The 25,404-nt window shown below is 73.5% G+C and carries 18 protein-coding genes; 7 read left to right on the forward strand and 11 right to left on the reverse strand.

Annotated elements, in window-relative coordinates; genetic code table 11:
* Positions 1-32 precede the first annotated feature (32 nt).
* Entirely contained in the window at positions 33-764 is a 732-nt protein-coding gene (locus AB0O07_RS11300; RefSeq protein ID WP_365630677.1) for a hypothetical protein, read from the reverse strand.
* A 272-nt stretch (positions 765-1,036) separates the two neighbouring features.
* On the opposite strand from AB0O07_RS11300, the gene AB0O07_RS11305 reads away from it, so the two are divergent.
* Positions 1,037-2,194, forward strand: a complete 1,158-nt coding sequence (locus tag AB0O07_RS11305) for a S1 family peptidase (RefSeq protein WP_365630679.1) — start codon at positions 1,037-1,039, stop codon at positions 2,192-2,194.
* Positions 2,195-2,329: 135 nt separating this feature from the next.
* Here AB0O07_RS11305 and AB0O07_RS11310 read toward each other — a convergent pair whose 3' ends face one another.
* The 3 genes from AB0O07_RS11310 to AB0O07_RS11320 all read right to left on the reverse strand — a co-directional run bounded on the left by AB0O07_RS11310 (position 2,330) and on the right by AB0O07_RS11320 (position 7,952).
* Entirely contained in the window at positions 2,330-3,562 is a 1,233-nt protein-coding gene (locus AB0O07_RS11310; protein WP_365630681.1) for an SWIM zinc finger family protein, read from the reverse strand.
* Positions 3,559-6,771: an SNF2-related protein gene (locus tag AB0O07_RS11315; RefSeq protein WP_365630683.1), complete on the reverse strand. Its 3,213-nt coding sequence runs from the start codon at positions 6,769-6,771 to the stop codon at positions 3,559-3,561. Before AB0O07_RS11315 ends, AB0O07_RS11310 begins: the two co-directional genes overlap by 4 nt.
* Before the next feature lie 152 nt (positions 6,772-6,923).
* Positions 6,924-7,952 carry a slipin family protein gene (locus tag AB0O07_RS11320; protein ID WP_365631526.1) on the reverse strand — a complete coding sequence of 343 codons (1,029 nt, stop codon included), beginning with the start codon at positions 7,950-7,952 and terminating at the stop codon, positions 6,924-6,926.
* Positions 7,953-8,190: 238 nt separating this feature from the next.
* On the opposite strand from AB0O07_RS11320, the gene AB0O07_RS11325 reads away from it, so the two are divergent.
* Both AB0O07_RS11325 and AB0O07_RS11330 read left to right on the forward strand, forming a co-directional pair.
* Positions 8,191-8,541, forward strand: coding sequence for a hypothetical protein (locus AB0O07_RS11325; protein ID WP_365630685.1), 351 nt, complete (start codon positions 8,191-8,193; stop codon positions 8,539-8,541).
* 201 nt (positions 8,542-8,742) lie between these two features.
* Positions 8,743-9,102 (forward strand): DUF6343 family protein, encoded by a 360-nt coding sequence (locus tag AB0O07_RS11330; RefSeq protein WP_365630687.1) that lies wholly within the window; start codon positions 8,743-8,745, stop codon positions 9,100-9,102.
* 36 nt (positions 9,103-9,138) lie between these two features.
* Here the strand turns inward: AB0O07_RS11330 and AB0O07_RS11335 are convergent, their stop codons facing one another.
* The 4 genes from AB0O07_RS11335 to rpsA form a co-directional block, all read right to left on the reverse strand.
* Positions 9,139-9,519 carry a tetratricopeptide repeat protein gene (locus AB0O07_RS11335; protein ID WP_365630689.1) on the reverse strand — a complete coding sequence of 127 codons (381 nt, stop codon included), beginning with the start codon at positions 9,517-9,519 and terminating at the stop codon, positions 9,139-9,141.
* A gap of 178 nt (positions 9,520-9,697) precedes the next feature.
* Positions 9,698-10,303 (reverse strand): dephospho-CoA kinase, encoded by a 606-nt coding sequence (gene coaE / locus AB0O07_RS11340; protein ID WP_365630691.1) that lies wholly within the window; start codon positions 10,301-10,303, stop codon positions 9,698-9,700.
* Positions 10,304-10,388: 85 nt separating this feature from the next.
* Positions 10,389-11,333 (reverse strand): PAC2 family protein, encoded by a 945-nt coding sequence (locus AB0O07_RS11345; protein WP_365630693.1) that lies wholly within the window; start codon positions 11,331-11,333, stop codon positions 10,389-10,391.
* Positions 11,334-11,554: 221 nt separating this feature from the next.
* Positions 11,555-13,066, reverse strand: coding sequence for a 30S ribosomal protein S1 (rpsA, locus tag AB0O07_RS11350; RefSeq protein ID WP_365630695.1), 1,512 nt, complete (start codon positions 13,064-13,066; stop codon positions 11,555-11,557).
* Positions 13,067-13,415: 349 nt separating this feature from the next.
* Here rpsA and AB0O07_RS11355 point away from each other — a divergent pair, with 349 nt between their 5' ends.
* Together AB0O07_RS11355 and hrpB are read left to right on the forward strand one after the other, a co-directional pair.
* A complete protein-coding gene (locus AB0O07_RS11355) occupies positions 13,416-14,297 on the forward strand; it encodes a class I SAM-dependent methyltransferase (protein ID WP_365630697.1) in 882 nt (293 codons plus the stop codon).
* A 107-nt stretch (positions 14,298-14,404) separates the two neighbouring features.
* Positions 14,405-16,993, forward strand: coding sequence for an ATP-dependent helicase HrpB (gene hrpB, locus AB0O07_RS11360; RefSeq protein ID WP_365630699.1), 2,589 nt, complete (start codon positions 14,405-14,407; stop codon positions 16,991-16,993).
* A 163-nt stretch (positions 16,994-17,156) separates the two neighbouring features.
* Here the strand turns inward: hrpB and AB0O07_RS11365 are convergent, their stop codons facing one another.
* Together AB0O07_RS11365 and polA are read right to left on the reverse strand one after the other, a co-directional pair.
* The gene (locus tag AB0O07_RS11365) at positions 17,157-18,896 is read right to left on the reverse strand and encodes a lytic murein transglycosylase (protein WP_365630701.1); all 1,740 of its coding nucleotides are present in this window, start codon (positions 18,894-18,896) and stop codon (positions 17,157-17,159) included.
* 257 nt (positions 18,897-19,153) lie between these two features.
* Positions 19,154-21,865 carry a DNA polymerase I gene (gene polA, locus AB0O07_RS11370; protein WP_365630703.1) on the reverse strand — a complete coding sequence of 904 codons (2,712 nt, stop codon included), beginning with the start codon at positions 21,863-21,865 and terminating at the stop codon, positions 19,154-19,156.
* Positions 21,866-22,086: 221 nt separating this feature from the next.
* Here polA and AB0O07_RS11375 point away from each other — a divergent pair, with 221 nt between their 5' ends.
* Together AB0O07_RS11375 and AB0O07_RS11380 are read left to right on the forward strand one after the other, a co-directional pair.
* The gene (locus AB0O07_RS11375; protein ID WP_365630705.1) at positions 22,087-24,366 is read left to right on the forward strand and encodes an FdhF/YdeP family oxidoreductase; all 2,280 of its coding nucleotides are present in this window, start codon (positions 22,087-22,089) and stop codon (positions 24,364-24,366) included.
* 134 nt (positions 24,367-24,500) lie between these two features.
* Entirely contained in the window at positions 24,501-25,004 is a 504-nt protein-coding gene (locus AB0O07_RS11380; protein WP_365630706.1) for a hotdog fold thioesterase, read from the forward strand.
* An 87-nt stretch (positions 25,005-25,091) separates the two neighbouring features.
* Here the strand turns inward: AB0O07_RS11380 and AB0O07_RS11385 are convergent, their stop codons facing one another.
* On the reverse strand, positions 25,092-25,259 hold the full coding sequence (locus AB0O07_RS11385; RefSeq protein ID WP_365630708.1) for a hypothetical protein: 168 nt from the start codon (positions 25,257-25,259) through the stop codon (positions 25,092-25,094).
* Positions 25,260-25,404: the final 145 nt, after the last annotated feature.

The following is a 25,404-nucleotide window of genomic DNA, read 5'->3' on the forward strand; positions in this document are numbered from 1 at the left end:
CGATGTCGATACGTGAACGACCTTAGACGAGATCAGCCGAACAGGTAACCGAATATCGCGTCCCCCACGCGCTGGTCGGTCACCTCCGAGCTGTTGGCCTCCTCGCGGGCGAACTTCACCGCCTGCTGGAGCTTCTCGACCCGGTCGAGCAGTTCGTTGACCCGGCGGGCCGGCAGCGCCCCGCTGAATTTCACCGTGGTCCAGGAGCCGACCGGGATGTCCTCGTAGTAGACCTCGACCTGCGCCGGGTGCTTCTCCGTGGCCTCGGCCTTCACATGGTTGCGCGGCACCTTCTTCGTACGGAGCGTACGGACCGGCTCCGTCTTCCAGGCGTCCGTGGAGGGGTCCTGGGTCCAGGACTCCGCCGCGTCCAGCACCGGCAGCCTGCGCATCAGGGCGTTCAACTCGGTGAGCTGCTTCTCCAGGAAGAGGAGGTACGCCACCGGCGCCTCGCTCACCAGCACCCGGCCGTCGACGGTGACATCGGCGCGCGCCGCGCAGTTCGCCCAGTCCTTGGTGGCGGTCACGTCGAACAGCCGCGTCAGCGTCTTCGCGGTCTCCCGCAGCACGTCCTCGGCCTGGACCTGGACCCGGGTGGACTCGGGCGGAAGCTGCTCGCCCTCCTCGTCCTTCGGCTGGTACGTACGGGAGATTCCGGCCAGCAACGCCGGCTTCTGGAGGCCGTGATGGGCCGCCGCCAGGTCCTGGTGCGTCTTCGACTTGACGCCCTTCTCCACCGCGATGATCTGATTCAGTTTCGCCACGTCACCGACGATAAACCGGCAACTGCCCCTGGATCTAACGATTAACCGGTCGCAAAGCGGCGGGCGGGGGGCGAAACCGGGACCGGACGGTGCGCGGGCGGGATCGGAACGACGGTAACCGGCCACGGCGCGGAGCCGTTCGGCCGACCGGAACCGTTGGTATGGACCTGTCATGCATCCTCGGCTACGCTCCCGGCTGGCAACGCCTGAAAGCGCTCTCAGGCTCTGCTGTTCCACCCCCACCTCGCCTGGAACACAGAAGGGCAATCCCCGTGAGACGTAGCACGCTTGTCCGCACCAGCCTCTCCGCTCTCCTCCTGATCGGCACCTGGGCCACCGCCGGTATCGCACCCGCCACCGCCGCCCCCTCCGCCGGCGCCGAGGCCAAGGCTCCCGCCTCCGCCGGCATGCTGACCGCGATGCAGAAGGACTTCGGTCTGACGGAGAGCCAGGCCGTGGCCCGGCTGGCCGCCGAGAAGACCGCGACCGCCGTCGAGGTCAAGGCGAAGCGCGCCGCGGGCGCCGCCTACGCCGGCTCCTGGTTCAACCCGGAGAGCTCCACCCTGACCGTCGCCACCACCAGCGCCGCCAAGGCCGAGGCGATCCGGGCGACCGGCGCGACCGTGAAGCTGGTCGCCCACAGCGAGAAGCAGCTCGACGCCGCGAAGGACCGTATCGACGCGATCGCCGACGACGCGCCGGCGGGGGTCAGCGGCTGGCGCGTGGACGCCAAGGCCAACCAGGTCGTGGTGGATGTCGTCGCCGACCGGAAGAACGACAGCGATGTCCGCGCCTTCGTGGCGCAGGCCCGCGAGGCCGGTCCCGTCACGGTCGAGGAGACCGCCGAGGCCCCGACCACCTTCGCGGCCGGCACGGTCGGCGGCGACCCGTACTACACGGGCAACGTCCGCTGCTCCATCGGCTTCTCGGTGTACGGCGGCTTCGTGACCGCCGGGCACTGCGGCGGCACCGGCTCCGCGGTCTACGGCTGGGACGGCTCGTACATCGGCAACTTCCAGGGCTCGACCTTCCCGGGCAACGACTACGCGTGGGTGAACGTGGGCAGCGGCTGGTGGACCGTGCCCGTCGTCCTCGGCTGGGGCACCGTCTCCGACCAGCTCGTCCGCGGCTCCAACGAGGCCCCGATCGGCGCCTCGATCTGCCGCTCCGGCTCGACGACGCACTGGCACTGCGGCAACATCCAGGCCAAGAACGTCACGGTGAACTACTCGCAGGGCGCGGTCTACTCCATGACGCAGACCAGCGTCTGCGCCGAGGGCGGCGACTCGGGCGGCTCGTACATCAGCGGTGACCAGGCCCAGGGCGTCACCTCGGGCGGCTCGGGCAACTGCACCAGCGGTGGTACGACCTTCTACCAGCCGCTGAACCCGATCCTCAGCCGCTACGGCCTCACGCTCCACACGGCCTGATCACGCTCCACACAGTCTGATACGGCATGGAGCCACCGGTCCGGATCTCTCCGCTCCCCCGGACCCCGCTCGCGGAAGCCTGTCGCCCCGGCGGCGGGCTTTCCGCATGTCATGCGCGGGTCAGCCACCTCGCGGTCAGGCGAGTGCCCCCACCGGGTCGGTGTCCGGGGTGCCCCGTGGCCACCAGTCGTCGCGGCCGGGGTCCGACTCGTACCCGTACCAGATCCCGTCCCGGCCGAACCGCAGTTGCCGGGAGCGGTTGGAGAGCCGGTTGCGCCAGGGGCGGAAGTCCGCGTAGCCCGCGGCGATCAGGGCGGGGCGGGCCCGGTCGAAGGGGCCGGCGGGCGGGTCCCAGAGCTCTTCCAGTATGGCGAGTCCGGCGAAGCCGCCCTGGCGCCAGGCGGCGACGGCCCTGGCCAGCTCGGTGGGGGTACGGCGGAGCGCGCCCGCCAGGTCCCGGTAGAGGGCCCGGCTGGAGGCGGTGAGCCCGGATCCCGGGTGGGCGGCGGCCAGCCGTACCGCGTCCTGCCAGGGGGTGAGCGCGCCGACCGGGTCGAGCCCCGTGGTCAGCAGCGTGTGGGCGCGGGCGGCGGCCTCGGTGGCGAGGAGGTCGAGGGCGAGCGGGTCGGGCCCGCCGGGCGCCTGCGGGTAGGCGGGCGGCCGGCCGGGGCGGGCGGGGACGGGGAACGGCGGCGGGAGCGGCGGGAGTACCCGCGCCGCGAGGGCGGTCCGCGCGTCGGTGGCGGGCATCGGCGGGGCGGCCGTGGTGCGTTCGGCGGCGGTACGGGTGGCGTTGCGCCGGGTCAGGTCGGCGAGGATCTCCTGCTCGCCGCGGCCCCGGAGCAGGAAGAGCACGAAGGGGTCCTCGTCCAGGAGGCGCGCGGTCTGGTAGCAGAGGGCCGCCGCGTGCTTGCACGGGTAGCCGTCGTCCGGGCAGGAGCAGTCCGGGGTGAGGTCGCCCGCCGTGGGGAGCAGGTCGGCGGAGGCGGCGAGGGTGTGCGGCATGGCCTTGTCGAGCAGGGCGGCGATGTGGTCGGGGCGGGCGGCGGCGGCGTCGAGCAGCTCCTCCCAGCCGGTGTCGTCGAGGGTGCGCAGCCGCAGCTCCGTACGGTACGGACGGGGGCGCGACCCGTGGACGTACGCCATGACCCGGCCGGGGGTGACGGTGATCGCGGCGACCTGGCCGCTGCCCGCGTAGGTACGGCCGCGCCGGAGCCGGGCCGGGTCGAGGGCGGCGTCCTCCATCGCCTCCACCCAGGCATTGCCCCACCAGGTCTCGGCGAAGTCGCCCTCCGTGCCGGGGCGGGGCGGCAGGGCGGGGAAGGTGCGGCGCCGGTCGTCGTGGCGGGGCGCGCGGGCGGCGGTCATGACACCCTCCGCAGGGAGACGAGGTCGCTCAGCTCACGGTCGGTCAGCTCGGTGAGCGCGGCCTCGCCGGAGCCGAGGACGGCGTCGGCGAGGGCCTGTTTGGCGGCGAGCATCTCGGCGATCCGGTCCTCGACCGTGCCCTCGGCGACGATCCGGTGGACCTGGACGGGCTGGGTCTGGCCGATGCGGTAGGCGCGGTCGGTGGCCTGTTCCTCGACCGCCGGGTTCCACCAGCGGTCGAAGTGGACGACATGGCCGGCCCGGGTGAGGTTGAGGCCGGTGCCCGCCGCCTTCAGGGAGAGGACGAAGACGGGCACCTCCCCGGACTGGAACCGGTCGACCATCCGCTCGCGCTCGGCGACCGGGGTGGCGCCGTGCAGGAGCTGGGAGGGGATGGCGCGGGCCGCGAGATGGGCGGAGAGCAGCCGGGCCATCGACACGTACTGGGTGAAGACGAGGACCGAGCCGTCCTCCGTGAGGATGGTGTCGAGGAGTTCGTCGAGCAGGGCGAGCTTGCCGGAGCGGCCGGTGAGCCGGGCCGCGTCCTCCTTCAGATACTGCGCGGGGTGGTTGCAGATCTGTTTGAGGGAGGTGAGCAGCTTCATCACGAGCCCCCGGCGGGCGATGCCCTCGGACTCCTCGATGGCGGCCATGGTCTCGCGGACCACCGCCTCGTAGAGGGATGCCTGTTCCCGGGTGAGGGCGACGGGGTGGTCGCTCTCGGTCTTGGGCGGCAGCTCGGGCACGATCCCGGGGTCGGACTTCTTGCGGCGCAGCAGGAACGGCCGTACCAGCCGGGCCAGTCGCTCCACCGCCTGCTCGTTGTCGGCGCCCTTCACCCCGGCGCTCCGGGCGTGCTCGGCGTTCTCGACGCCGCGCGCGTGGCGGGCGCGGAACGCCTTGAGCGGGCCGAGCAGCCCGGGGGTGGTCCAGTCGAGGAGGGCCCACAGCTCGGAGAGGTTGTTCTCCACGGGGGTGCCGGTCAGCGCGACCCTGGCGGGGGCGGGGATGGTGCGGAGCGCCTTCGCCGTGGACGAGAAGGGGTTCTTCACATGCTGGGCCTCGTCGGCGACGACCATGCCCCAGGGGTGCGCGGCCAGTGTCTCGGCGCTGCCGCGCATCGTGCCGTAGGTGGTGAGGACGAAGCCGTCGGTCACCTCGTCCAGGGTGCGTCCGGTGCCGTGGAAGCGGTGCACGGGGACGCCGGGCGCGAAACGGTTGATCTCGCGCTGCCAGTTGCCGAGGAGGGAGGCCGGGCAGACGACGAGCGTCGGGACGGGGCGGGCGCGGCGCAGATGGAGGGCGATGAGGGTGACGGTCTTGCCGAGGCCCATGTCGTCGGCGAGGCAACCGCCGAGCCCGAGGGAGGTCATCAGGTCGAGCCAGGCCAGGCCGCGCAGTTGGTAGTCGCGCAGGGTGGCGGCGAGCCCCGGGGGGTGCGGAACGGTGCCCGGGCCGGTGACCAGCCGGTCGCGGAGGGCCGCGAGCGCCCCGGTGGGGACGGCCTCCACCGTCTCGCCGTCCACGTCGGCGGTGCCGGTCAGGGCGACGGCCAGCGCGTCGGCGGGCTCCAGCAGGCCGAGTTCGCGTTTGCGCGCCTTGCGGACGAGGGCGGGGTCGACGACCACCCACTGGTCGCGCAGCCGGACGATCGGCCGGTGCGCCTCGGCGAGGGCGTCCATCTCCTGCTCGGAGAGCGGGTCGCCGTCGAGCGCCAACTGCCAGTTGAAGGTGAGGAGTTCCGTGCTGTCGAAGAACGGGGTGCCGTCGGTGGCGGAGCCGGGCGCGGGGCGGACGACCGCGGCGGCGGTGAGCGTACGGGCCAGCTCGCGCGGCCAGTGCACGGCGACCCCGGCGTCCGCGAGACGGGCCGCCCCGGGGCCGAGGAGTTCGTACAGTTCGTCCTCGGAGAGCGGCAGCGCGTCGGGGACGTCCCGCTCCAGGAGGCGGCCGAGCGGGTTCCAGACCCGGGCCGCGCGGCGCAGGGCGAGCATGGCGTCGATCCGGGCGCGCGGGCCGAAGCTCTCCCCGTCGCCCGCCCAGAGCCGGGCAGCGTCGATGACCAGGGTCGGATCGGCCAGGCTGTGGATCTGGACGAGCGCGGCCCCGGCGCGGCGGACCGCCCGCCCTTCCGGGGCGCCCTCGCGCGGCCCTGCGGGCTGACGCACCGGCCCTCGTGCCGTCTCCGCCGGGGCCGCCTCGGCCCCGAGGACGCCCGCACGCGGGCCGACGGCCAGGCGCGCCGGGCCGGGGGCGGCGGACGCCGGAACCGCGGTCGCACGCACCGAGCCCGGAGCAGCCCCCGCCGGAGCGGCGAGCGTCGGGGCGCCCTCCGCCGGCGCGCCCTCGCCCGGGGCGGTCTTCCCCGGGGCCGCGAGCGTCGGGGAAGCCTCCGCCGGATCGGCCTCCGCCGCGTCGGCCTCCGTGTGGTCGAAGGCGTCGTAGGCCGAGAGGTCGAGGCGGAGCGAGACCCGCACCCCCGCGTCCATCCCGGCCGCCGCCTCGGCCGCCCAGGGCCGGGCGCGCGGCAGATGCTGCGGGGCGCGGGCGGCGAACGGCGCGCCTGCCGCGTACGCCGCCGCCGGGGTACGCGGCAGGGAGTCGGCCACCGCGTCGAGAAATGCCCTGATGAGCGCTTCCGCCTCGGGGACCTGGAGGGGATCGCTCCCCGGGACGGGTACGGGGTGTGCCTCCGGCGGCATGGCGGCGGCGATGGCGCGCAACTGGGCGATGTCGTCGGCGTCGAGCGGGCCCGCGCGCCAGGCGTCGTGGTCGGAGGCGGTGAGCCCGGGGAGCAGTCGCCCGCGCGCGGCCAACTGGAGCGCGTGCAGCGCGGCGGCGCCCCAGCACGCCGACGCCGGGTGCGCTGCCCGGTCGCTCCGGGCCCGGACCAGCAGCGGGACGGCGTCGGCGACCGGCACGACCACCGCGGGCACGGTGGCCACCCGCAGACCGCCGTCCGTCCCGGCGCCGCCGCCCGCGCCGGCCCCGTCGTCACCGGCGCCGCCATCCCCCCGTACCACCGTCAGCTCGGCCCGCTCGGCCCCCTCCGCGTCCGGCACCTCCGGCGGCTCGCCCGCCGGGGCCGCCGGATCCCAGAAGGCGACCCGGCCCTCGCGCGGCAGCCCCGCGGGCAGGAAAACCGCGGCGTGGCGCACCAGCCCCGCGTTCCCGTACGGCCCGTACGACCCGCTCCCGTACGACGACATGCCTCTCCCCTTCCCGCCTCGAACTGCCAAGGATCCGACGACTCTGCGAGTCTAGGCGGGGGGTCTGACAATCCCTCGGGGCCGGTCGTTTCCGCAGCTCAGCGCCGACGTCCAGGGGGACGAGCGGCGCTGAGGGGGCGTGGCCCAGCGGGTCAGGTGTGCGGCTGGACATGCGGCCTGGCCGGGGGCGGTGCGCCGGGCGTGACCAGCCGCCCGTCCGGCTCGGGAGCGGTGGGGGTCCGGTGCTCCACGGGCTCCGGAACGCCCGGCTCCGGTTCCTCCGCCGGGGCCGGTGCCGGCGCCGGTGCCGGTGCCGGTGCGGTGGCCGACGTGGCCGGTTCCGGCGCTGCGGACACCGACGGCGGTGGTGCGGCGGAACCGGCCACGTCGGCCACCGCCTGGACCGCCTGGGCGGCCTCGGCGGGCGTGGCGCGCTCCAGGAAGCGCAGCAGCTCGACGGGGAAGGGCAGGACGAGGGTGGAGTTCTTCTCCGCGGCGACCGCCACCACCGTCTGCAAGAGCCTGAGCTGGAGCGCGGCGGGCTGCTCGGACATCTGCTTGGCTGCCTCGGCGAGCTTCTTGGACGCCTGGAGCTCCGCGTCCGCGTTGATGACCCGTGCCCGGCGCTCCCGGTCCGCCTCGGCCTGGCGGGCCATCGACCGCTTCATCGTCTCCGGCAGCGAGACGTCCTTGATCTCGACCCGGTCGATCTGGACGCCCCAGCCGATCGCCGGGCTGTCGATCATCAGCTCCAGGCCCTGGTTGAGCTTCTCCCGGTTCGACAGCAGGTCGTCCAGGTCGCTCTTGCCGATGATCGAACGCAGCGAGGTCTGCGCCATCTGCGAGACCGCGAACCGGTAGTCCTCGACGCGGACCAACGCGTCGGCCGCGTCGACGACCTTGAAATAGATCACGGCGTCCACACGCACCGTGACGTTGTCGCGGGTGATGCCGTCCTGTGCGGGCACCGGCATCGTCACGATCTGCATGTTGACCTTGTGCATCCGGTCCACGAACGGGATGACCGTGGTGAATCCGGGACCCCGGACGCCGTCGCGCACCCGGCCGAGGCGGAAGATCACGCCCCGCTCGTACTGCTTGACGACCCGGGCCGCCGCCATGGCGTACACCGCGCACGCGCAGAGGGCGGCTACCACCGCGATGACGAGTTCTTCCATGATCGGCCCCCTGACGACTGACGCCATACCGAGGTGCGCTCACTTCCGCGGGCTCCCTTCCACGGTATGCCCTGGACGACCGGCGGTCGAGAGACGCGGAAGAGGAAGCCCCGCACGGTGTTACCGGCCGTATACCCCGGCCGGCCGCGCTCGCGGTGCCCCGGCGGCCCGGATCCGGCAGGGTGACCAGCACACGCGCTCGCCGTCCGCCGCCCTCCGCTGTCGAGACGAGGACCCGCACATGTCCGTCCCCCCGTACCGGCGCCTGGCCGTCACCGCCGGGACCGCCCTGCTGGCCACCGCCGTCACCTGCGCCGTCACGGGCTGTTCCGGTCTCGGCCGGGCCGCGGTGGGCACGCTCGTGTACAAGACCGAGCAGCAGCACGAGATCCAGGTGACCACGCCGTCGGTCACGGGCTGCCACAAACTCCCGAACGGCGCGGTGGAGATCACCAACCACACCGTGCTCGACCTCGTCGCCTATCCGACGGCCGACTGCACCGGCGGGAACACCACATATATCGCCACCACACTCTCCGACGTGATCGCTCCCGGCGCCGGGCCGTGGCGGAGCTACTCGATCGTGCACTGACCCGATCGTGCACCGACCCGATCACGCACCGAGCCGGGTGGGCACGCGCCGAGCCGGGTGCGGGCGTGCGGCGAGCGGCGCGCGGGCGTGTACTGGGTCGTGTACGGGGGCGGTACGGAGCCGCCCGCCGGGTACGCGTTCCGGGACTCGCGTACCCGGGTACACCAGTGGTGAGCGCCGGAAACGGGAGGTGCGGAAGCCATGCGCACCGGCAATGAACCTGTCACCGCGCGCAGTGCGCTGCGTATGCGGTTCTGGCTGACCCTGTGGGGTCTGATCTGGACGGCGGCCGGCACGGTCGCGTTCGCCGCGGCCGGACTGACCTGGTGGTCGCTCGGCTGCGCCGTCCTGCTGCTCGTGGTCGCGGTCGACATGGCCGTGATCGTGCAGCGGACGCGGCAGGGAGAGAGCTTCCAGCCGGGCCGGGACGTCGGGCCGTACCCGCCGGGCCATGGCCCCAACCCGGTCCTTCGGCAGGACCGGGAGCGCGTCCGCGACCTGGAGCGCCACCGCAGGCGGCGCAGGCCCCACCATCACCGCATGGGGCACCACACCGCCTGAGCGCTGCTCCAAGGGGAGGTGCTTCTCCGGGAGCTGTTACGCCTCCGGAGCGCCGGCGCCCTCGTCGAAGCGCGCCGCCCGCAGATACTCGGGCTTGGGGTCCAGCGCGGCGGCGAGCCTGAAGTGCCGTTGCGCCAGCTCGGGGCGGCCCGAGCGCTCGAACGTACGGGCCAGCGCGAAGTGCGCGAACGCGTTGTCCGGCTCCCGCTCCAGGACGAGTTCGAACTCCAGCTCGGCGGGGCGGAGCTGGGCGGCGGCGAAGAACGCGCGGGCGCGGAGCAGCCGTGCCGCGGTGTTCTCGGGGTGCGAAGCGATCACCGAGTCCAGCAGTTTGACGGCTCCGCGCGGGTCACGCGCCGCGAGAAGCTGCTCCGCCGCGCGGTAGTCGATGACATGGGTCTCGGGGTTCTCTGGCACCTTCGGATCCTTCCCTCACTTCGCCCTGTCAACGCCGGACACAACGGCGCTCTTCCCCAGCCTTTCCGGGGCCTTTCCGGGGCCTTTCCGGGCCTTCCCGGGCCTTTCGGGTCTTCCTCTCGGGGGCGTACGCGCGTACTCCCCGGCTCGGTGGCGTACGCCCCCGGCGCGTACCAGGTCAGCGGTGCGCCGAGGCGCGTTCGGTCGCGGTCCGCCACACCTCGCGGACCTGGGGGGCCAGCCGCTCCAGCGGGCCGTCATTGTCGATGACGACATCGGCGACGGCCCGCCGCGCCTCCCGGGTGGCCTGCGCCGCCATCCGGCTCCGCGCCTCGGACTCGGTCATCCCGCGCAGCCGTACCAGCCGGTCGAGCTGGGTCTCCGGGGCGGCGTCCACGACCACGACCAGGTCGTAGAGGCCCGTCATGGCGTTCTCCACGAGCAGCGGTACGTCATGGACGACGATCGCGTCCGGGCCGGCCGCCGCCTCCAGCTCCGCCGAGCGGGCCCGTACCAGCGGATGGACGATCGCGTTCAGCGCCCGCAGCCGCTCCGGGTCCCCGAAGACGATCCGGCCCAGACCCGGCCGGTCGAGGGCCCCCTCGGCGGTGAGGACGTCCGGGCCGAACTCGGCGACCACGGCCGCGAGCCCCGGGGTGCCCGGTGCCACCACCTCCCGCGCGATCCGGTCGGAGTCGATCAGCACCGCTCCGTACTCGGTCAGCAGCCGGGAGACCTCGCTCTTCCCCGAACCGATTCCGCCGGTGAGTCCCAACCTCAGCATGCGGCCAGCGTAGGCCCTGCCCCCCACCGGACCACGGCAGGGGGCAGGGTCACAGGCGTCGGCGCCAGGGCCGCCGGCCCGGCCGTCACGCGCCGCCCTCGCCCTCCCGCTCAGCGAGGAACTTCTCGAACTCGCGCCCGATCTCGTCGGCCGACGGCAGCTCCGCCGGCTCCGCGACCAGGCTGCCGCGCGTCTCGGCGCCCGCGATCGCGTCGTACTGGTGCTCAAGCCCCCGCACCATCGTGACCAGTTCCTCGTCCCCCTCGCCGAGCTGCCGCTCGATCTCGGTCTGGGTGCGCCGCGCCTCCGTACGCAGGGAGTGCGCGACGCCCGGCAGCACCAGCCCCGTCGCCGCCGTGATCGCCTCCAGCGCGGTCAGCGCCGCGTCCGGGTAGGAGGACCTGGCGACGTAGTGCGGGACATGCGCGGCGACACCGAGTACATCGTGGTCCGACTCCATCAGCCGGTACTCGACCAGCGATTCGGCGCTGCCGGGCACCTGTGCCTCGTCGAAGGGTCCGCGGTGGCCCGGGGTGAGGTCGGTGCGGTTGCCGTGCGGGGTCAGGCCGACGGGGCGCGTGTGCGGGACGCCCATCGGGATGCCGTGGAAGTTGACGGAGAGCCGGACGCCGAGGCGCTCGACGATCTGCCGCACCGCCACCGCGAAGCGCTCCCACTCCACATCGGGTTCGGGACCCGACAGCAGCAGGAAGGGGGCGCCCGTGGCGTCCTGGACCAGCCGTACGTCGAGCGTGGGCGTCTCGTACGCCGTCCAGCGGTCGCGCCGGAAGGTCAGGAGGGGGCGCCGCGCGCGGTAGTCGACCAGCCGGTCGTGGTCGAATCGGGCCACCACCTGGTGGGGCAGCGACTCCAGCAGGTTGTCGACGATCTGGTCGCCGGTCTCCCCCGCGTCGATGTAGCCGTCGAAGTGGTACAGCATGACCAGGCCCGCCGACTCCTGCGCCAGCGCCATGTCGACGACGGCGAGGCCCTTGGGCTCCCACTCGTACAAACCCTGCGGATCAAGCACGGTTACCGCTCCTCCTCGTATTCCATAACGAAGAACGCGTCATGGGGCGCAGGCATTCCCCATGCCCGGCCCGTCTAACCACGGCCAAGTGGACGCGTCCGGTACACCTGTTGACGTCGGCGGACACGCGTAAGGCCCGCTCCCTCAGGGGAACGGGCCTTACGTTCAAGCGGTCCTGCTGCCTACGACGTGTGTCTCACCACCCGCGTACTGCCGGAGCGTCAGCTCTGGCCGCCGGCGAGCTTCTCGCGCAGCGCGGCCAGCGCCTCGTCCGACGCCAGGGCGCCGGAGTTGTCCGCCGACTCCGAGGAGTACGAGCCGCCGCCACCGGAGGCGGCCGGAGCGCTGCCCCCGCCGGCGGGCGCGGCAGCACCCTCGGCAGCGGCGGCCTCGTCGGCCTCGCGGGACTTGATGACCTGGGCCTGGTGCTGCTCGAAGCGCGCCTGCGCCTCGGCGTACTGGCCCTCCCACGCCTCGCGCTGGGACTCGAAGCCCTCCAGCCAGTCGTTGGTCTCCGGGTCGAAGCCCTCGGGGTAGATGTAGTTGCCCTGGTCGTCGTAGGACGCGGCCATGCCGTAGAGCGTCGGGTCGAACTCGACCGAGGCCGGGTCGCTGCCGAAGGACTCGTTGGCCTGCTTCAGCGAGAGGCTGATGCGGCGGCGCTCCAGGTCGATGTCGATGACCTTGACGAAGATCTCGTCGTTGACCTGGACGACCTGCTCCGGGATCTCCACGTGGCGCTCGGCCAGCTCGGAGATGTGGACCAGACCCTCGATGCCCTCGTCGACCCGGACGAACGCGCCGAACGGAACGAGCTTGGTGACCTTGCCGGGGACGACCTGGCCGATCTGGTGCGTCCGGGCGAACTGCTGCCACGGGTCTTCCTGCGTCGCCTTGAGCGACAGGGAGACACGCTCGCGGTCCATGTCCACGTCGAGGACCTCGACGGTGACTTCCTGGCCGACCTCGACAACCTCGGAGGGGTGGTCGATGTGCTTCCAGGACAGCTCGGAGACGTGCACGAGACCGTCGACGCCGCCGAGGTCCACGAACGCACCGAAGTTGACGATCGAGGAGACGACGCCGGAGCGGACCTGGCCCTTCTGGAGGGTCGTGAGGAAGGTCTGGCGGACCTCGCTCTGGGTCTGCTCCAGCCAGGCACGGCGGGACAGGACCACGTTGTTGCGGTTCTTGTCCAGCTCGATGATCTTGGCTTCGAGCTCCTTGCCCACGTAGGGCTGGAGGTCACGGACGCGACGCATCTCGACGAGAGAGGCCGGCAGGAAGCCACGGAGGCCGATGTCGAGGATGAGACCACCCTTGACGACCTCGATGACGGTGCCGGTGACGATCCCGTCCTCTTCCTTGATCTTCTCGATCGTGCCCCAGGCGCGCTCGTACTGCGCACGCTTCTTGGAGAGGATGAGACGGCCTTCCTTGTCCTCCTTCTGGAGAACCAGGGCCTCGATCTCATCGCCCACGGCGACGACCTCGTTGGGGTCGACGTCGTGCTTGATCGAAAGCTCGCGGGAGGGGATGACGCCTTCGGTCTTGTAACCGATGTCGAGCAGGACCTCGTCCCGGTCGACCTTCACGATGACGCCGTCGACGATGTCGCCGTCGTTGAAGTACTTGATCGTCTCGTCGATCGCGGCGAGGAAGGCTTCCTCGTTACCGATGTCGTTGACCGCAACCTGCGGGGTGGTGGCGGTGGTCTCGGTGCTGCTCGTCATGTGGGAAAGGGCTCCGGTGCGGACAGTGAGTCGTAGGTACTGCTACGCCGGGAGCCCGTATCGCCACCTGCAAGAGCCCGGACAGCCAAGGGAGCGCCGCCCCCGATGACCCGGGGAAAGCGCCTCGCCGACCGAGGAACGCGTACGGGAATACGCGCTTACAGAGTGCGAGCGCGGCTGCTACGTCTGAGGCGCGCAAGCCCGCAGCGCAACCTTTAGCATACGGGGGCAGCCGGGCACGGTCAATGCGCGAAGGCGCACACCCGGGGCGGAACCTCCCATACCCGGCACAAACTGCGTTTGATGAGGCCACAAGGCCCTCTGCCCGCACCCTACGACGACGGACACGATGATCCAAGAGCAGCAGGAACAGACCGGCGACACCCTCCGGACCGGCGGCGACGCGCTCCCCGGCACCGGACCCGACGCCGAGCCCGAGGCCACCCGCCGTGACTCCGGCGAGACCGAGAGCAGCCGCGCCAACCGGGGGTGGTGGGACCGGAACGCCGACGAGTACCAGATCGAGCACGGCACCTTCCTCGGCGACGACCGCTTCGTCTGGTGCCCCGAGGGGCTCGACGAGGTGGAGGCCGAGCTGCTGGGCCCCGCGGAGAAGCTGGCGGGCCGGGAGGTGCTGGAGATCGGCGCGGGCGCGGCGCAGTGCTCGCGCTGGCTGGCGGCGCAGGGCGCGCGCCCGGTGGCGCTCGACCTCTCGCACCGCCAGCTCCAGCACGCGCTGCGCATCGCCGATGGGCGCGCCGGCGCCTTCCCGCTGGTGCAGGCGGACGCGGGGGCGCTGCCCTTCCGGGACGGCTCCTTCGACCTGGCCTGCTCGGCGTACGGCGCGATCCCGTTCGTGGCCGATCCGGTGAAGGTGTTCCGCGAGGTACGGCGGGTGCTGCGGCCCGGCGGGCGCTGGGTCTTCTCGGTGACGCACCCGGTGCGCTGGGCGTTCCCCGACGAGCCGGGCCCCGAGGGGCTGACGGCGGCGGCCTCGTACTTCGACCGCACGCCGTACGTGGAGCAGGACGAGGCGGGGCGCGCGGTCTACGTGGAGCACCACAGGACGGTCGGCGACCGGGTGCGGGACGTGGTCGCGGGCGGCTTCCGGCTGGTCGACCTGGTGGAGCCGGAGTGGCCCGCCTGGAACACCCAGGAGTGGGGCGGCTGGTCGCCGCTGCGCGGCGCGCTGATCCCGGGCACGGCGATCTTCGTCTGCGAGCGCGACTGAGGTGGCGCCGCGGTGGCGGTGACGTAGGGGCCGTACGGGTACAGGCGTACGGGTACGGGACGGGTGCAGGCGTACGAGTACGGGTCCGGCCGGGCGAGACTGGGCGGGTGATCCGCGACGACATCCTGGCCGCCCTGCCCGTACGTACCGCCCTCCCCGCCCTGGAGCGCGCCCTCGGCACGCACGGCACGGCGGTCCTGTGCGCACCTCCGGGCACCGGCAAGACGACCCTCGTCCCCCTCGTCCTGGCCGGTCTGGCGGGTCCGGCGGGTCCGCCCGGCGCGGCCGGGGCCGGCGCGGGGCCAGGCCCGGTACGGCGGCGGGTGATCGTCGCCGAGCCCCGCCGGATCGCGGCGCGGGCGGCGGCCCGCCGGATGGCCTGGCTGCTGGGCGAACGCGCCGGGGAGCGGGTCGGGTTCACCGTGCGCGGGGAGCGCGCGGTGGGGCGCGAAACGGTGGTGGAGGTGGTGACCACCGGGGTGCTCCTCCAGCGGCTCCAGCGCGACCAGGAGCTGGCCGGGGTCGACACGGTGATCCTGGACGAGTGCCATGAACGCCATCTGGACGCGGACACGGCGGCGGCGTTCCTGCTGGATGTACGGGCGGCGCTCCGCCCCGGGCTGCGGCTGGTCGCGGCGTCGGCGACCACCGACGCGGCCGGGTGGGCACGGCTGCTCGGCGACGCGCCGGTGGTGACGGCGGACGGCGTGTCGCACCCGGTGGAGGTGGTGTGGGCGCCGCCCCCGTCGCCGGTGCGGCCGCCGCACGGGATGCGGGTCGATCCGGCGCTGCTGACGCATGTCGCCGCGGTGGTGCGGCGGGCGCTGGCGGAGCGCGCGGGCGATGTGCTCTGTTTCCTGCCCGGGGTGGGCGAGATCGGCCGGGTGGCCGGGGCGCTCGCGGGGTGCGGGGCCGAGGTGCTCCAGGTGCACGGCAGGGCGCCCGCCGCCGTGCAGGACGCGGTGCTCGCGGGTGCGGGGGCGGGGCGCCGGGTGGTGCTGGCGACGGCGGTGGCCGAGTCGAGCCTGACGGTGCCGGGGGTACGGGTCGTGGTCGACGCGGGCCTGGCGCGGGAGCCCCGTACGGACCACGCGCGGGGGCTGGGCGCGCTGACGACGGTACGGGTCTCCCGGGCCGCCGCCGCCCAGCGCGCGGGGCGTGCCGGACGCGAGGCGCCCGGCACGGTGTACCGCTGCTGGTCGGAGGGGGAGCACGGCCGGCTGGCCCCTTTCCCCTCCCCCGAGATCAAGGTCGCGGACCTGGCGGCGTTCGCGCTCCAGGCGGCGTGCTGGGGCGACCCGTCGGCGGCGGGCCTCGCGCTGCTGGACGCGCCGCCCGCCGGTGCGCTGGCGGCGGCCCGCTCCGTACTGACCGCGATCGGCGCGGTGGACGGAGCGGGCCGCGCGACCCGGCGGGGCGTGCGCATGGCCGGCCTGGGCGTGCATCCCCGGCTGGCGAGGGCGCTGCTGGACGGCGCCCGTGAGGTGGGTGTCCGCCGGGCGGCGGAGGTGGTGGCCCTGCTCGCCGAGGAGCCGCCGAGGGCGTATGGGGACGATGTGGCGGCGGCGTGGCGCACGGCCCGTGACGGGGCGGCGGGCGGCGGGGGCGGCGACCCGTACGCGGCGCGCTGGCGCCAGGAGGTACGACGCCTCTCCTCGGCGGCGTCGGGTGCGGGCGGGACGGGGGCCGGGCCAGAGGCCGGGGCCGGGCGTCCGCGCTCCGATGACGCCGTCGCCGGGCTCGTCACCGCGCTGGCGTTTCCCGAGCGGGTGGCCAGGGCCCGGGGGGAGGGGGCGTTTCTGATGGTGTCGGGGACGGGGACCGAGGTGGGTCCGGGGTCCGGGGTGCGCGGGGCGCGGTGGCTGGCGGTGGCGGTGGCGGACCGGCCGGCCTCGGCGGCCTCGGCGCGGGTGCGGCTGGCCGCGGTGATCGACGAGGAGACCGCGCGGGAGGCGGCGGGCCACGCCTACGCCGAGCGCGAGGAGGTCTCCTGGGACGGTGGCGATGTGGTGGCCCGGCGGGTGGCCCGGCTGGGGGCGGTGGAACTCTCCGTACGCCCGCTGAAGGGGGCGGACCCGGCTCTCGTACGAGGGGCCCTGCTGGCGGGACTGGGGCGGGAGGGGCTGGAGTTGCTGCACTGGACCCGGGAGGCGCGGGGGCTCCGGGAGCGGCTGGCGTTTCTCCACCGGGAGGTGGGCGGCGGCTGGCCCGATGTCTCGGACGGGGCGCTGCTGGCGCGGCCGGACGAGTGGCTGGAGCCGGAGCTGTCCCGGGCGGCGCGGCGGGCGGATCTGGCGCGGCTCGACGCGGGGCAGGCGCTGCGGCGGCTGCTGCCGTGGGCGACCGGGGAGGCGGCGCGCCTGGACGAGCTGGCGCCGGAGCGGATCGAGGTGCCGAGCGGTTCGCGGGTACGGGTGGAGTACGGCGGGCCCCAGCCGGTGCTGGCGGTGAAGCTCCAGGAACTGTTCGGGCTGCGGGAGACGCCCCGGGTGGCGGGCGAGGCGGCCGTCCCCGTACTGGTGCATCTGCTCTCGCCGGCGGGGCGGCCCGCGGCGGTGACGGCGGACCTGGCGTCGTTCTGGCGGGACGGGTACCGGGCCGTACGGGCGGAGCTGCGCGGCCGGTATCCGCGCCACCCGTGGCCGGAGGACCCGTCGGAGGCGGTCGCGACGCGGCGGACGAATCAGCGGCGCTGACCGGGGAGTCGGGGGCAGTCGGGAGAGGGTCGGGAGGGGCGTCGAGCGGCGGCGGGCCGGGGGCGGTGTCCTCCGCTCCCGGCCCGGCGTCGTCCGCTTACCTCCGTACGCGCCGGGGCGTCTTCCGTACCGGCGGCTCCGTGCCGGCGTTTCCCTACCGGCGTCAGGCTTCGGTGACCGTCACCTCGACGGTCAGGGTCGCGCCGCCCTCCGTCTCGATCCGGAGGAGGAACGTGCCCGCCGTGCCGCCCGCGTGGAGCTTCGGGAGCTGGAGGACTCCGTCGGCGTCGGTGGTGAGGCCGGTGAGGGTGCGCACCGGGTTGCCGTCGGCGTCCTTGAAGTAGGGGCTGTCGGCGGGGACGGTGGCGTCCGTCGCCGAGGTGACGAACGCGGCCGTCGCCGCGACCTTCGGGGCTGCGGCGCCCTGATAAGTGGCCTTGGCCTCGACCTGGGTGGCGAACTCCGCGCCGGCCGCGGCGGTCACCGCGGTGTCGGTGGTCCTGACGAGCGCGTCGGCCTGCCGGGCTGTCACCGTGGCCGTGTACTCGGCGGGGGTGACGCCGTCGACGTCGACGGAGGCGCGGATGGTGAACGTGCCGGTCCGCTCGCCCGCCTGGACGACCGGCGCGGCGGCGAGGCCGTCCGCGCCGGTGACGATGGTGAGCCGGGACTTGCCGGGGGCGAAGCGGGCGTCGGTGTCGCCGACGATCTCGAACCGTACGGAGACCCCGGCGACGGGCTTGCCCGCCGTGTCGGTGGCGCGTACGGCGGCGCGTTCGGCGAACCGGCTGCCCGCGACGGCCTCGGCCGTGGGGCTGCCGGTCTGCACGAGCGTCGCGACGACGGGGGCGGGCGCGGGGGGCTCGCTCTCGCCGGGGTCGGGGGTGGTGCCGTCGCCGGGGGTGGAGGGCGAGGGGCTGGGGGTGCCGGTCGCGGGCGGCTTGGTGGGCGTCCCGCCGGGCGTGGACGGCGTGGCGGGCTTGGTCGGTTCGGCCGCGACCGGGGTGGCGGGGGCGGGCTTCGGCGACGCGGCGGGCGTGGGCCTGACCGTGGGGCCCGGCACGCCGGTGGAGGGGGCGCCGGGTCCGGTGCCGACGGGGAGCACGCCCTGGCCGTCGGGGACCTCGTGGGTGCCCTTCTCGTAGTAACGGAACCAGGTCAGAACGGTGTTCAGGTACTCCTGCGAGTGGTTGTACCCGAGGATCGCCTGGTGGAGGTCGCTCTCGACGGAGAGGTCGCGGTCGCCCGCGCAGAGGTAGAACGCGGCGGCGAGGGCCGCGTCGAAGATGTTGTTGGGGTCCTTCTCGCCGTCGCCGCTGCCGTCCTGGCCCCACTTCTCCCAGGTGGACGGGATGAACTGCATGGGCCCTACGGCGCGGTCGTGCGTGGTGTCCCCGTCGTAACGGCCGTTGTCGGTGTCGGAGATGTTGGCGAAGCCGACACCGTTGAGGACCGGGCCGAGGATGGGCGCGAGGGTGGTGCCGTCGGCGTCGACCTGGCCGCCGCGCGCATGGCCGGACTCGACCTTGCCGATGGCGGCGAGGAGTTGCCAGGGCAGGTTGCAGCCGGGCTTCTCCTCCTTGAGCGTCGCCTCCGCGCGCTGGTACGCGGCGAGGACGGTGGTCGGTATGCCCGCTTCCGCCGGCGCCGTGGCCGGCAGGTCTATCGAGGTGACCGGCTTGTCGGGGGTGGTGAGCGGCGGAAGCTCGGTGTAGTACGGGGAGTTGCCGGTGACCGCCGGGTCGTCGGGGGACGGGGTGACATCGGCGGCCTGGGTGCCGCCGCCCAGGCCGGTGGGGACGGCGCCGGGTGCCTGCGAGGCGGAGAGCGCCGCGATGGCGGCGGCGGCCACGGCGGTGGAGGTCGCTCCTCTGCGCAGGCGGCTGCCGAATAGCGCTGACATAGGTCGGGCCCCTCCCCGTGGACGGCTGTTCGCGCTCCCCGCGCGAGGACACAGGCGACCCTATGTCAACTCCTGGCCCCGGCACACCGGTCGGTCGGCCGTTTTCACCACTCCGCCACCCCGATGTCGCCCGGTTGCCCGTACGACCCGGCCGGCCGGCCGGTGTGCCGGGGCCGTTCTGCCCTTTCCGCCGCCACCGGCCCGCTCCCCCGGGCCCCCGGCGGACCGCCTGAGGACGGCCTTCCGGTGTCCCGGCGTCAGTGCGCCGCCGACTCCCAGTCGGTGCCGACGCCGATCGACACATCGAGCGGGGCCCGGAGTTCGACCGCGCCGGTCATCTCGCGGCGCAGCAGCTCCTCGACCGCCTTCCGTTCGCCGGGGGCGATCTCCAGCACGATTTCGTCGTGGACCTGGAGGAGCATCCGGGAGGTGAGGGCGGCCTCCTCCATCGCCCGGTCGACCTTGAGCATGGCGACCTTCACGATGTCGGCGGCGGTGCCCTGGATGGGCGCGTTGAGCGCCATCCGCTCGGCCATCTCCCGGCGCTGGCGGTTGTCGCTGTTCAGGTCGGGGAGATACCGGCGGCGGCCCAGCATGGTCTCCGTGTAGCCGGTCTCCCTGGCCTCGACGACCGCGCGGTGCAGATAGTCCCGTACGCCGCCGAACCGTTCGAAGAACGTGTCCATCAGACCGCGGGCCTCGGCGGCCTCGATGCTGAGCTGCTGGGAGAGCCCGAACGCGGAGAGCCCGTAGGCGAGTCCGTACGACATCGCCTTGATCTTGCGGCGCATCTCGGGGTCGACGGCGGACTTGGCGACGCCGAAGACCTGGGAGGCGACGGTGGTGTGCAGGTCCTCGCCGGAGGTGAACGCCTCGATCAGCCCCGCGTCCTCGGAGAGGTGGGCCATCACCCGCAGCTCGATCTGGCTGTAGTCGGCCGTCATCAGGGACTCGTACCCCTCGCCGACGACGAAGCCGCGGCGGATGGCCCGGCCCTCGTCGGTGCGGACCGGGATGTTCTGGAGGTTGGGGTCGGTGGAGGAGAGCCGTCCGGTGGCCGCCACGGTCTGGTTGAAGGTGGTGTGGATCCGGCCGTCCGCCGCGATGGTCTTGATCAGCCCCTCGACCGTGACCCGCAGCTTCGCCTGCTCGCGGTGGCGGAGCATGATCACCGGAAGCTCGTGCTCGGTCTGGCCGGCGAGCCAGGCCAGCGCGTCGGCGTCGGTGGTGTAACCGGTCTTGGTCTTCTTCGTCTTCGGCAGGCCCAGCTCGCCGAAGAGGACTTCCTGGAGCTGCTTGGGCGAGCCGAGGTTGAACTCGTGGCCGACCGTGGCGTGGGCCTCCTTGACGGCCTGCTGTACGGCGCCGGCGAACTGCTGCTCCATGGACTCCAGATGGGCCCGGTCCGCCGCGATGCCATGCCGCTCCAGCTTGGCCAGGAGGACGGAGGTGGGCAGTTCGACCTCGTCGAGGAGGGCGGTGGCGCCGACCTCGCCGAGCCGCTCGCTGAAAGCCTCGCCCAGGTCGAGAACGGCGCGGGCCTGCGCCATCAGCGCCTGGGCCTCGGCCTGTTCGTCGGTGCCGAAGGCGAGCTGTCCGTCGGCCGCCGCCGCCGGGCCCAGCTCCCGCCCCAGATACTCGATGGCGAGCGCGTCCAGTGCGAAGGAGCGGCGGCCCGGCTTGACCAGGTAGGCGGCGAGCGCGGTGTCCATGGTGACGCCGCCGACGCGCCAGCCGTGCTCGGGCGCGACCCGCATCACGCCCTTGGCGTTGTGCATCACCTTGGGCCGGTCCGCCGCTTCGAGCCAGGCCGCGAAGGCCCGCTCGTCCGCCTCGTCGAGCCGGGTGGGGTCGAACCAGGCCGCGGGCCCTTCCGCCGCGGCGAGGGCGACCTCGCTCACGCTGCCCGTGCCCAGCGTCCAGGTGTCGACCGTGGCCACCCCGAGCGGCTGCTCGCCGTGGGCCGCCAGCCAGGGGGCCAGCTCGCCGGAGGCCAGCACGGCGCCGTCCACCTCGACCCCGGCGGCGGGCGGCGGTGCCTCGCCCTCGGCCGCCCCCGGGTCGACGGCGAGGAGCCGCTCCCGCAGGCTCGGGTTGCGGATCTCCAGCACGTCGAGGACGCCGATGAGCGCCGTACGGTCGTACGCGGCCCGCGCCAGCTCGGCCGGGCCCTTGGGCAGCTCCACGTCGCGGACCATCTCGGTGAGCCGCCGGTTGAGCTTCACGGACTCCAGGTGGTCCCGGAAGTTCTGCCCGGCCTTGCCCTTGACCTCCTCGGCCCGCTCGACCAGCGCGTCGAACGAACCGAACTGGTTGATCCACTTGGTGGCCGTCTTCTCACCGACCCCGGGGATGCCGGGCAGATTGTCGGACGGGTCGCCGCGCAGGGCCGCGAAGTCCGGGTACTGCGCGGGCGTCAGTCCGTACTTCTCGGCGACCTTCTCCGGGGTGAAGCGGGTCAGCTCCGAGACGCCCTTCGTCGGGTAGAGCACCGTCGTGTGCTCGGTGATGAGCTGGAACGAGTCCCGGTCGCCGGTGACGATCAGCACCTCGAATCCGGCCGCCTCCGCCTGGGTGGCGAGCGTCGCGATCACGTCGTCGGCCTCGAAGCCGTCGATCGCGAACCGGTCGGCGCGCATCGCGTCGAGCAGCTCGCCGATCAGCTCGACCTGTCCCTTGAACTCGTCGGGGGTCTTCGACCGGTTCGCCTTGTACTCCGGGAACTCCTCGGAGCGCCAGGTCTTGCGGGAGACGTCGAACGCCACCGCGAAATGCGTGGGCGACTCGTCACGCAAGGTGTTCGCCAGCATCGACGCGAAGCCGTAGATGGCATTGGTCGGCTGCCCCGCCGAGGTCGTGAAATTCTCCACGGGCAGCGCGAAGAACGCCCGGTACGCCAGGGAGTGCCCGTCCATGAGGAGCAGGCGGGGACGGTTGTCTGCGGTCTTCTTCGATGCTGTCTCGGCCACGGCTCCGATCCTGCCACGCCCCACTGACAATCCCGACCGGCCCGGCCCCGGGCCCGGCCCTCCGGCCCCCGTCCCGCACGGCCCCGGCCCCTTTCCCCGCGTCCCTCACCCGCCTTCCCCGCGCCCCTCACCCGCCGTTTGCCGTTACCCCGTGGAATGATCGGAGGCGTACGCGAAGAACCTGCGCACGAGCGAGAGACCCACGCACGAGGGAGTACGCGATGGCGAGCAAGCCGCCCACCGGCGACCCGGTCCAGGACGCCCCCCAGGTCACCCCGCCCAAACACGCGGCGGCCGGCCTCCCCGCCATCGGCCACACCCTGCGCATCGCCCAGCAGCAGATGGGGGTGCGGCGCACCGCGCAGACGCTGCTCAAGGTCAACCAGAAGAACGGCTTCGACTGCCCCGGCTGCGCCTGGCCCGAGGGCGACCACCGGCACACCGCGGAGTTCTGCGAGAACGGCGCCAAGGCGGTCGCGGAGGAGGCCACCCTGCGCCGGGTGACCCCCGAGTTCTTCGCCGCGCACCCCGTCGCCGACCTCGCCACCCGCAGTGGCTACTGGCTCGGCCAGCAGGGCCGGATCACCGAGCCCATGCTGCTCGACCGGGACCCGGAGGGCCGCGCCGCCGACCACTACACCCCGGTGAGCTGGGAGCGCGCCTTCGCGATCATCGCGGAGGAGCTGACGGCGCTCTCCTCCCCGGACGAGGCGCTCTTCTACACCTCGGGACGGACCAGCAACGAGGCCGCGTTCCTGCTCCAGCTCTTCGCGCGCGAGTTCGGTACGAACAACCTGCCCGACTGCTCCAACATGTGCCACGAGTCCTCCGGCTCCGCGCTCTCGGAGACCATCGGCATCGGCAAGGGCAGTGTCTCCCTCGAAGACATGCACCAGGCCGATCTGATCATCGTGGCGGGGCAGAACCCGGGCACCAACCACCCGCGCATGCTCTCCGCCCTGGAGAAGGCGAAGGCCGCCGGCGCGAAGATCATCGCGGTGAACCCGCTGCCCGAGGCCGGCACCGAGCGCTTCAAGAACCCGCAGACGCCGCAGGGCATGCTCAGGGGCGCGGCGCTCGCGGACCTCTTCCTCCAGATCCGGATCGGCGGCGACCAGGCCCTCTTCCGCCTCCTCAACAAGCTGATCCTCGACACTCCCGGCGCCACCGACGAGGCCTTCATCCGGGAACACACCCACGGGTACGAGGAGTTCGCCGAGGCCGCGGGGAAGGCCGAGTGGGAGCAGACGCTCACCGCGACCGGCCTCCGGCGCGACGAGATCGAGGAGGCGCTGGCGCTCGTCCTCGCCTCGGAGCGCACCATCGTCTGCTGGGCCATGGGGCTCACCCAGCACAAGCACTCCGTGCCGACCATCCGCGAGGTCGTCAACTTCCTTCTGCTGCGCGGAAACATCGGCCGGCCCGGCGCCGGGGTCTGCCCGGTGCGCGGTCACTCCAACGTCCAGGGCGACCGCACCATGGGCATCTTCGAGCGGCCCGCGCCCGCCTTCCTCGACGCCCTCGACCGCGAGTTCGGCATCACCTCGCCGCGCCACCACGGGTACGACGTGGTCCGCTCCATCGAGGCGCTCCGCGACGGCAAGGCGAAGGTCTTCTTCGCGATGGGCGGCAACTTCGTCGGCGCCACGCCCGACACGGAGGTCACCGAGGCCGCCATGCGCCGCGCCACGCTGACCGTCCATGTGTCGACGAAGCTCAACCGCTCCCATGTGGTCACCGGGGCGCGCGCCCTGATCCTGCCCACCCTGGGCCGTACCGACAAGGACATCCAGGCGGGCGGGCGGCAGGTCGTCACCGTCGAGGACTCCATGGGGATGGTGCACGCCTCGCGCGGCAACCTGCCGCCCGCCAGTCCCCATCTCCTCTCGGAACCGGCCATCGTCGCGCGCATGGCCCGCGCCACGCTCGGCCCCCGCTCCCTCACCCCGTGGGAGGAGTTCGAGAAGGACTACGCGGCCATCCGGGACCGGATCGCCCGGGTGATCCCCGGCTTCGAGGACTTCAACGCCCGGGTCGCCCACCCCGGCGGCTTCGCGCTCCCCCACGCGCCCCGCGACGAGCGCCGCTTCCCCACCGCCACCGGCAAGGCGAACTTCACCGCCGCGGCCGTCGAGTACCCGAAGCTCCCCGAGGGCCGGCTGCTGCTCCAGACGCTGCGCTCGCACGACCAGTACAACACCACCATCTACGGTCTCGACGACCGTTACCGCGGTATCAAGGGCGGGCGCCGGGTCGTCCTCGTCCACCCGGACGACGCCGCCGAACTCGGGCTGGCCGACGGCTCGTACACGGATCTGGTCAGCGAGTGGACCGACGGTGTGGAGCGGCGGGCCCCCGGCTTCCGGGTCGTCCACTACCCGACAGCGCGGGGGTGCGCCGCCGCGTACTACCCGGAGACCAATGTGCTGGTCCCGCTCGGCGCGACCGCGGACACCAGCAACACCCCGACCAGCAAGTCCGTGATCGTCCGCTTCGAGTAGGCCCGCGGGCCGCCGCCCCGTCCCCGACCAGGGGCGGGGCGGGCCCTAAGCGTTCGCTCAGCCATCTGGTACACAGGCAGGAGCGTGCACACCGCACGCACCGGCGAACGCCGCAGCCGAACGGAGCCTGGCCCATGGGTGAGCAGACCACCGTGAAGTTCTCGCAGGAGACCCTCGACGAGTACGCGGCGCTCGGCGTCGACCTCGACTCCCTCTTCTCCGCCGGACACCTCGGCGCCCGGATGGGCGTCCGGGTCACCGCGGCCACGCCCGAGCGCGTCGTGGGCACCCTGCCCGTCGAGGGCAACACCCAGCCGTACGGGCTCCTCCACGGCGGCGCCTCCGCCGTGCTCGCCGAGACCCTCGGTTCCGTCGGCGCCATGCTGCACGGCGGGCCCACCAAGCTCGCCGTCGGTGTCGACCTCAACTGCACCCACCACCGCGGCGTCCGCTCGGGCCTGGTCACCGGGGTCGCCACCCCCGTCCACCGGGGCCGCTCCACCGCCACGTACGAGATCGTCCTCACCGACGAGCAGGAGCGCCGGGTCTGCACCGCCCGCCTCACCTGCCTCCTGCGCGACGCCCCCGCCCCGGCCCCCGGGGCCGCGGGACCCGCCGGCACCGACGCGCCGCGCTAGGCCCCATCAGCCCCATCAGGTCCCGGCCCGGACCCGACGGCCCCGGCGTGGTCCTGACGGACCTCTTGCCGGGGCCGTACGTACCGCCTAGCGTGCCCCCATGACCTCGGACGGAGGGCGCGGAGCGGGTACGGCGGACGGAGCGGCGGCCGTACGGATCCCGCCCGCCCCGGTGTCGCCGCCGTCCGCGAGGCTCCCCGCCGGTGCGCCGGCCACCCGTACCGTACGCGCCACCTGCCGCGCCGTACCGGCCACGCACCGCGCCGTACGAGCCACCTGCCGCGCCCGGAACGCCCGTCTCGCCCCGGACCGTGCCCGTTCGCGCGCCCGTTCCCGGTACATACGGCAGCCGTCCGCGCCGTCGGCGGCAACGGCGCCGCAACACCCGCGCCCCTCGCCC

It is taken from the genome of Streptomyces sp. NPDC093085, assembly GCF_040683935.1.
GTDB lineage: Bacteria > Actinomycetota > Actinomycetes > Streptomycetales > Streptomycetaceae > Streptomyces.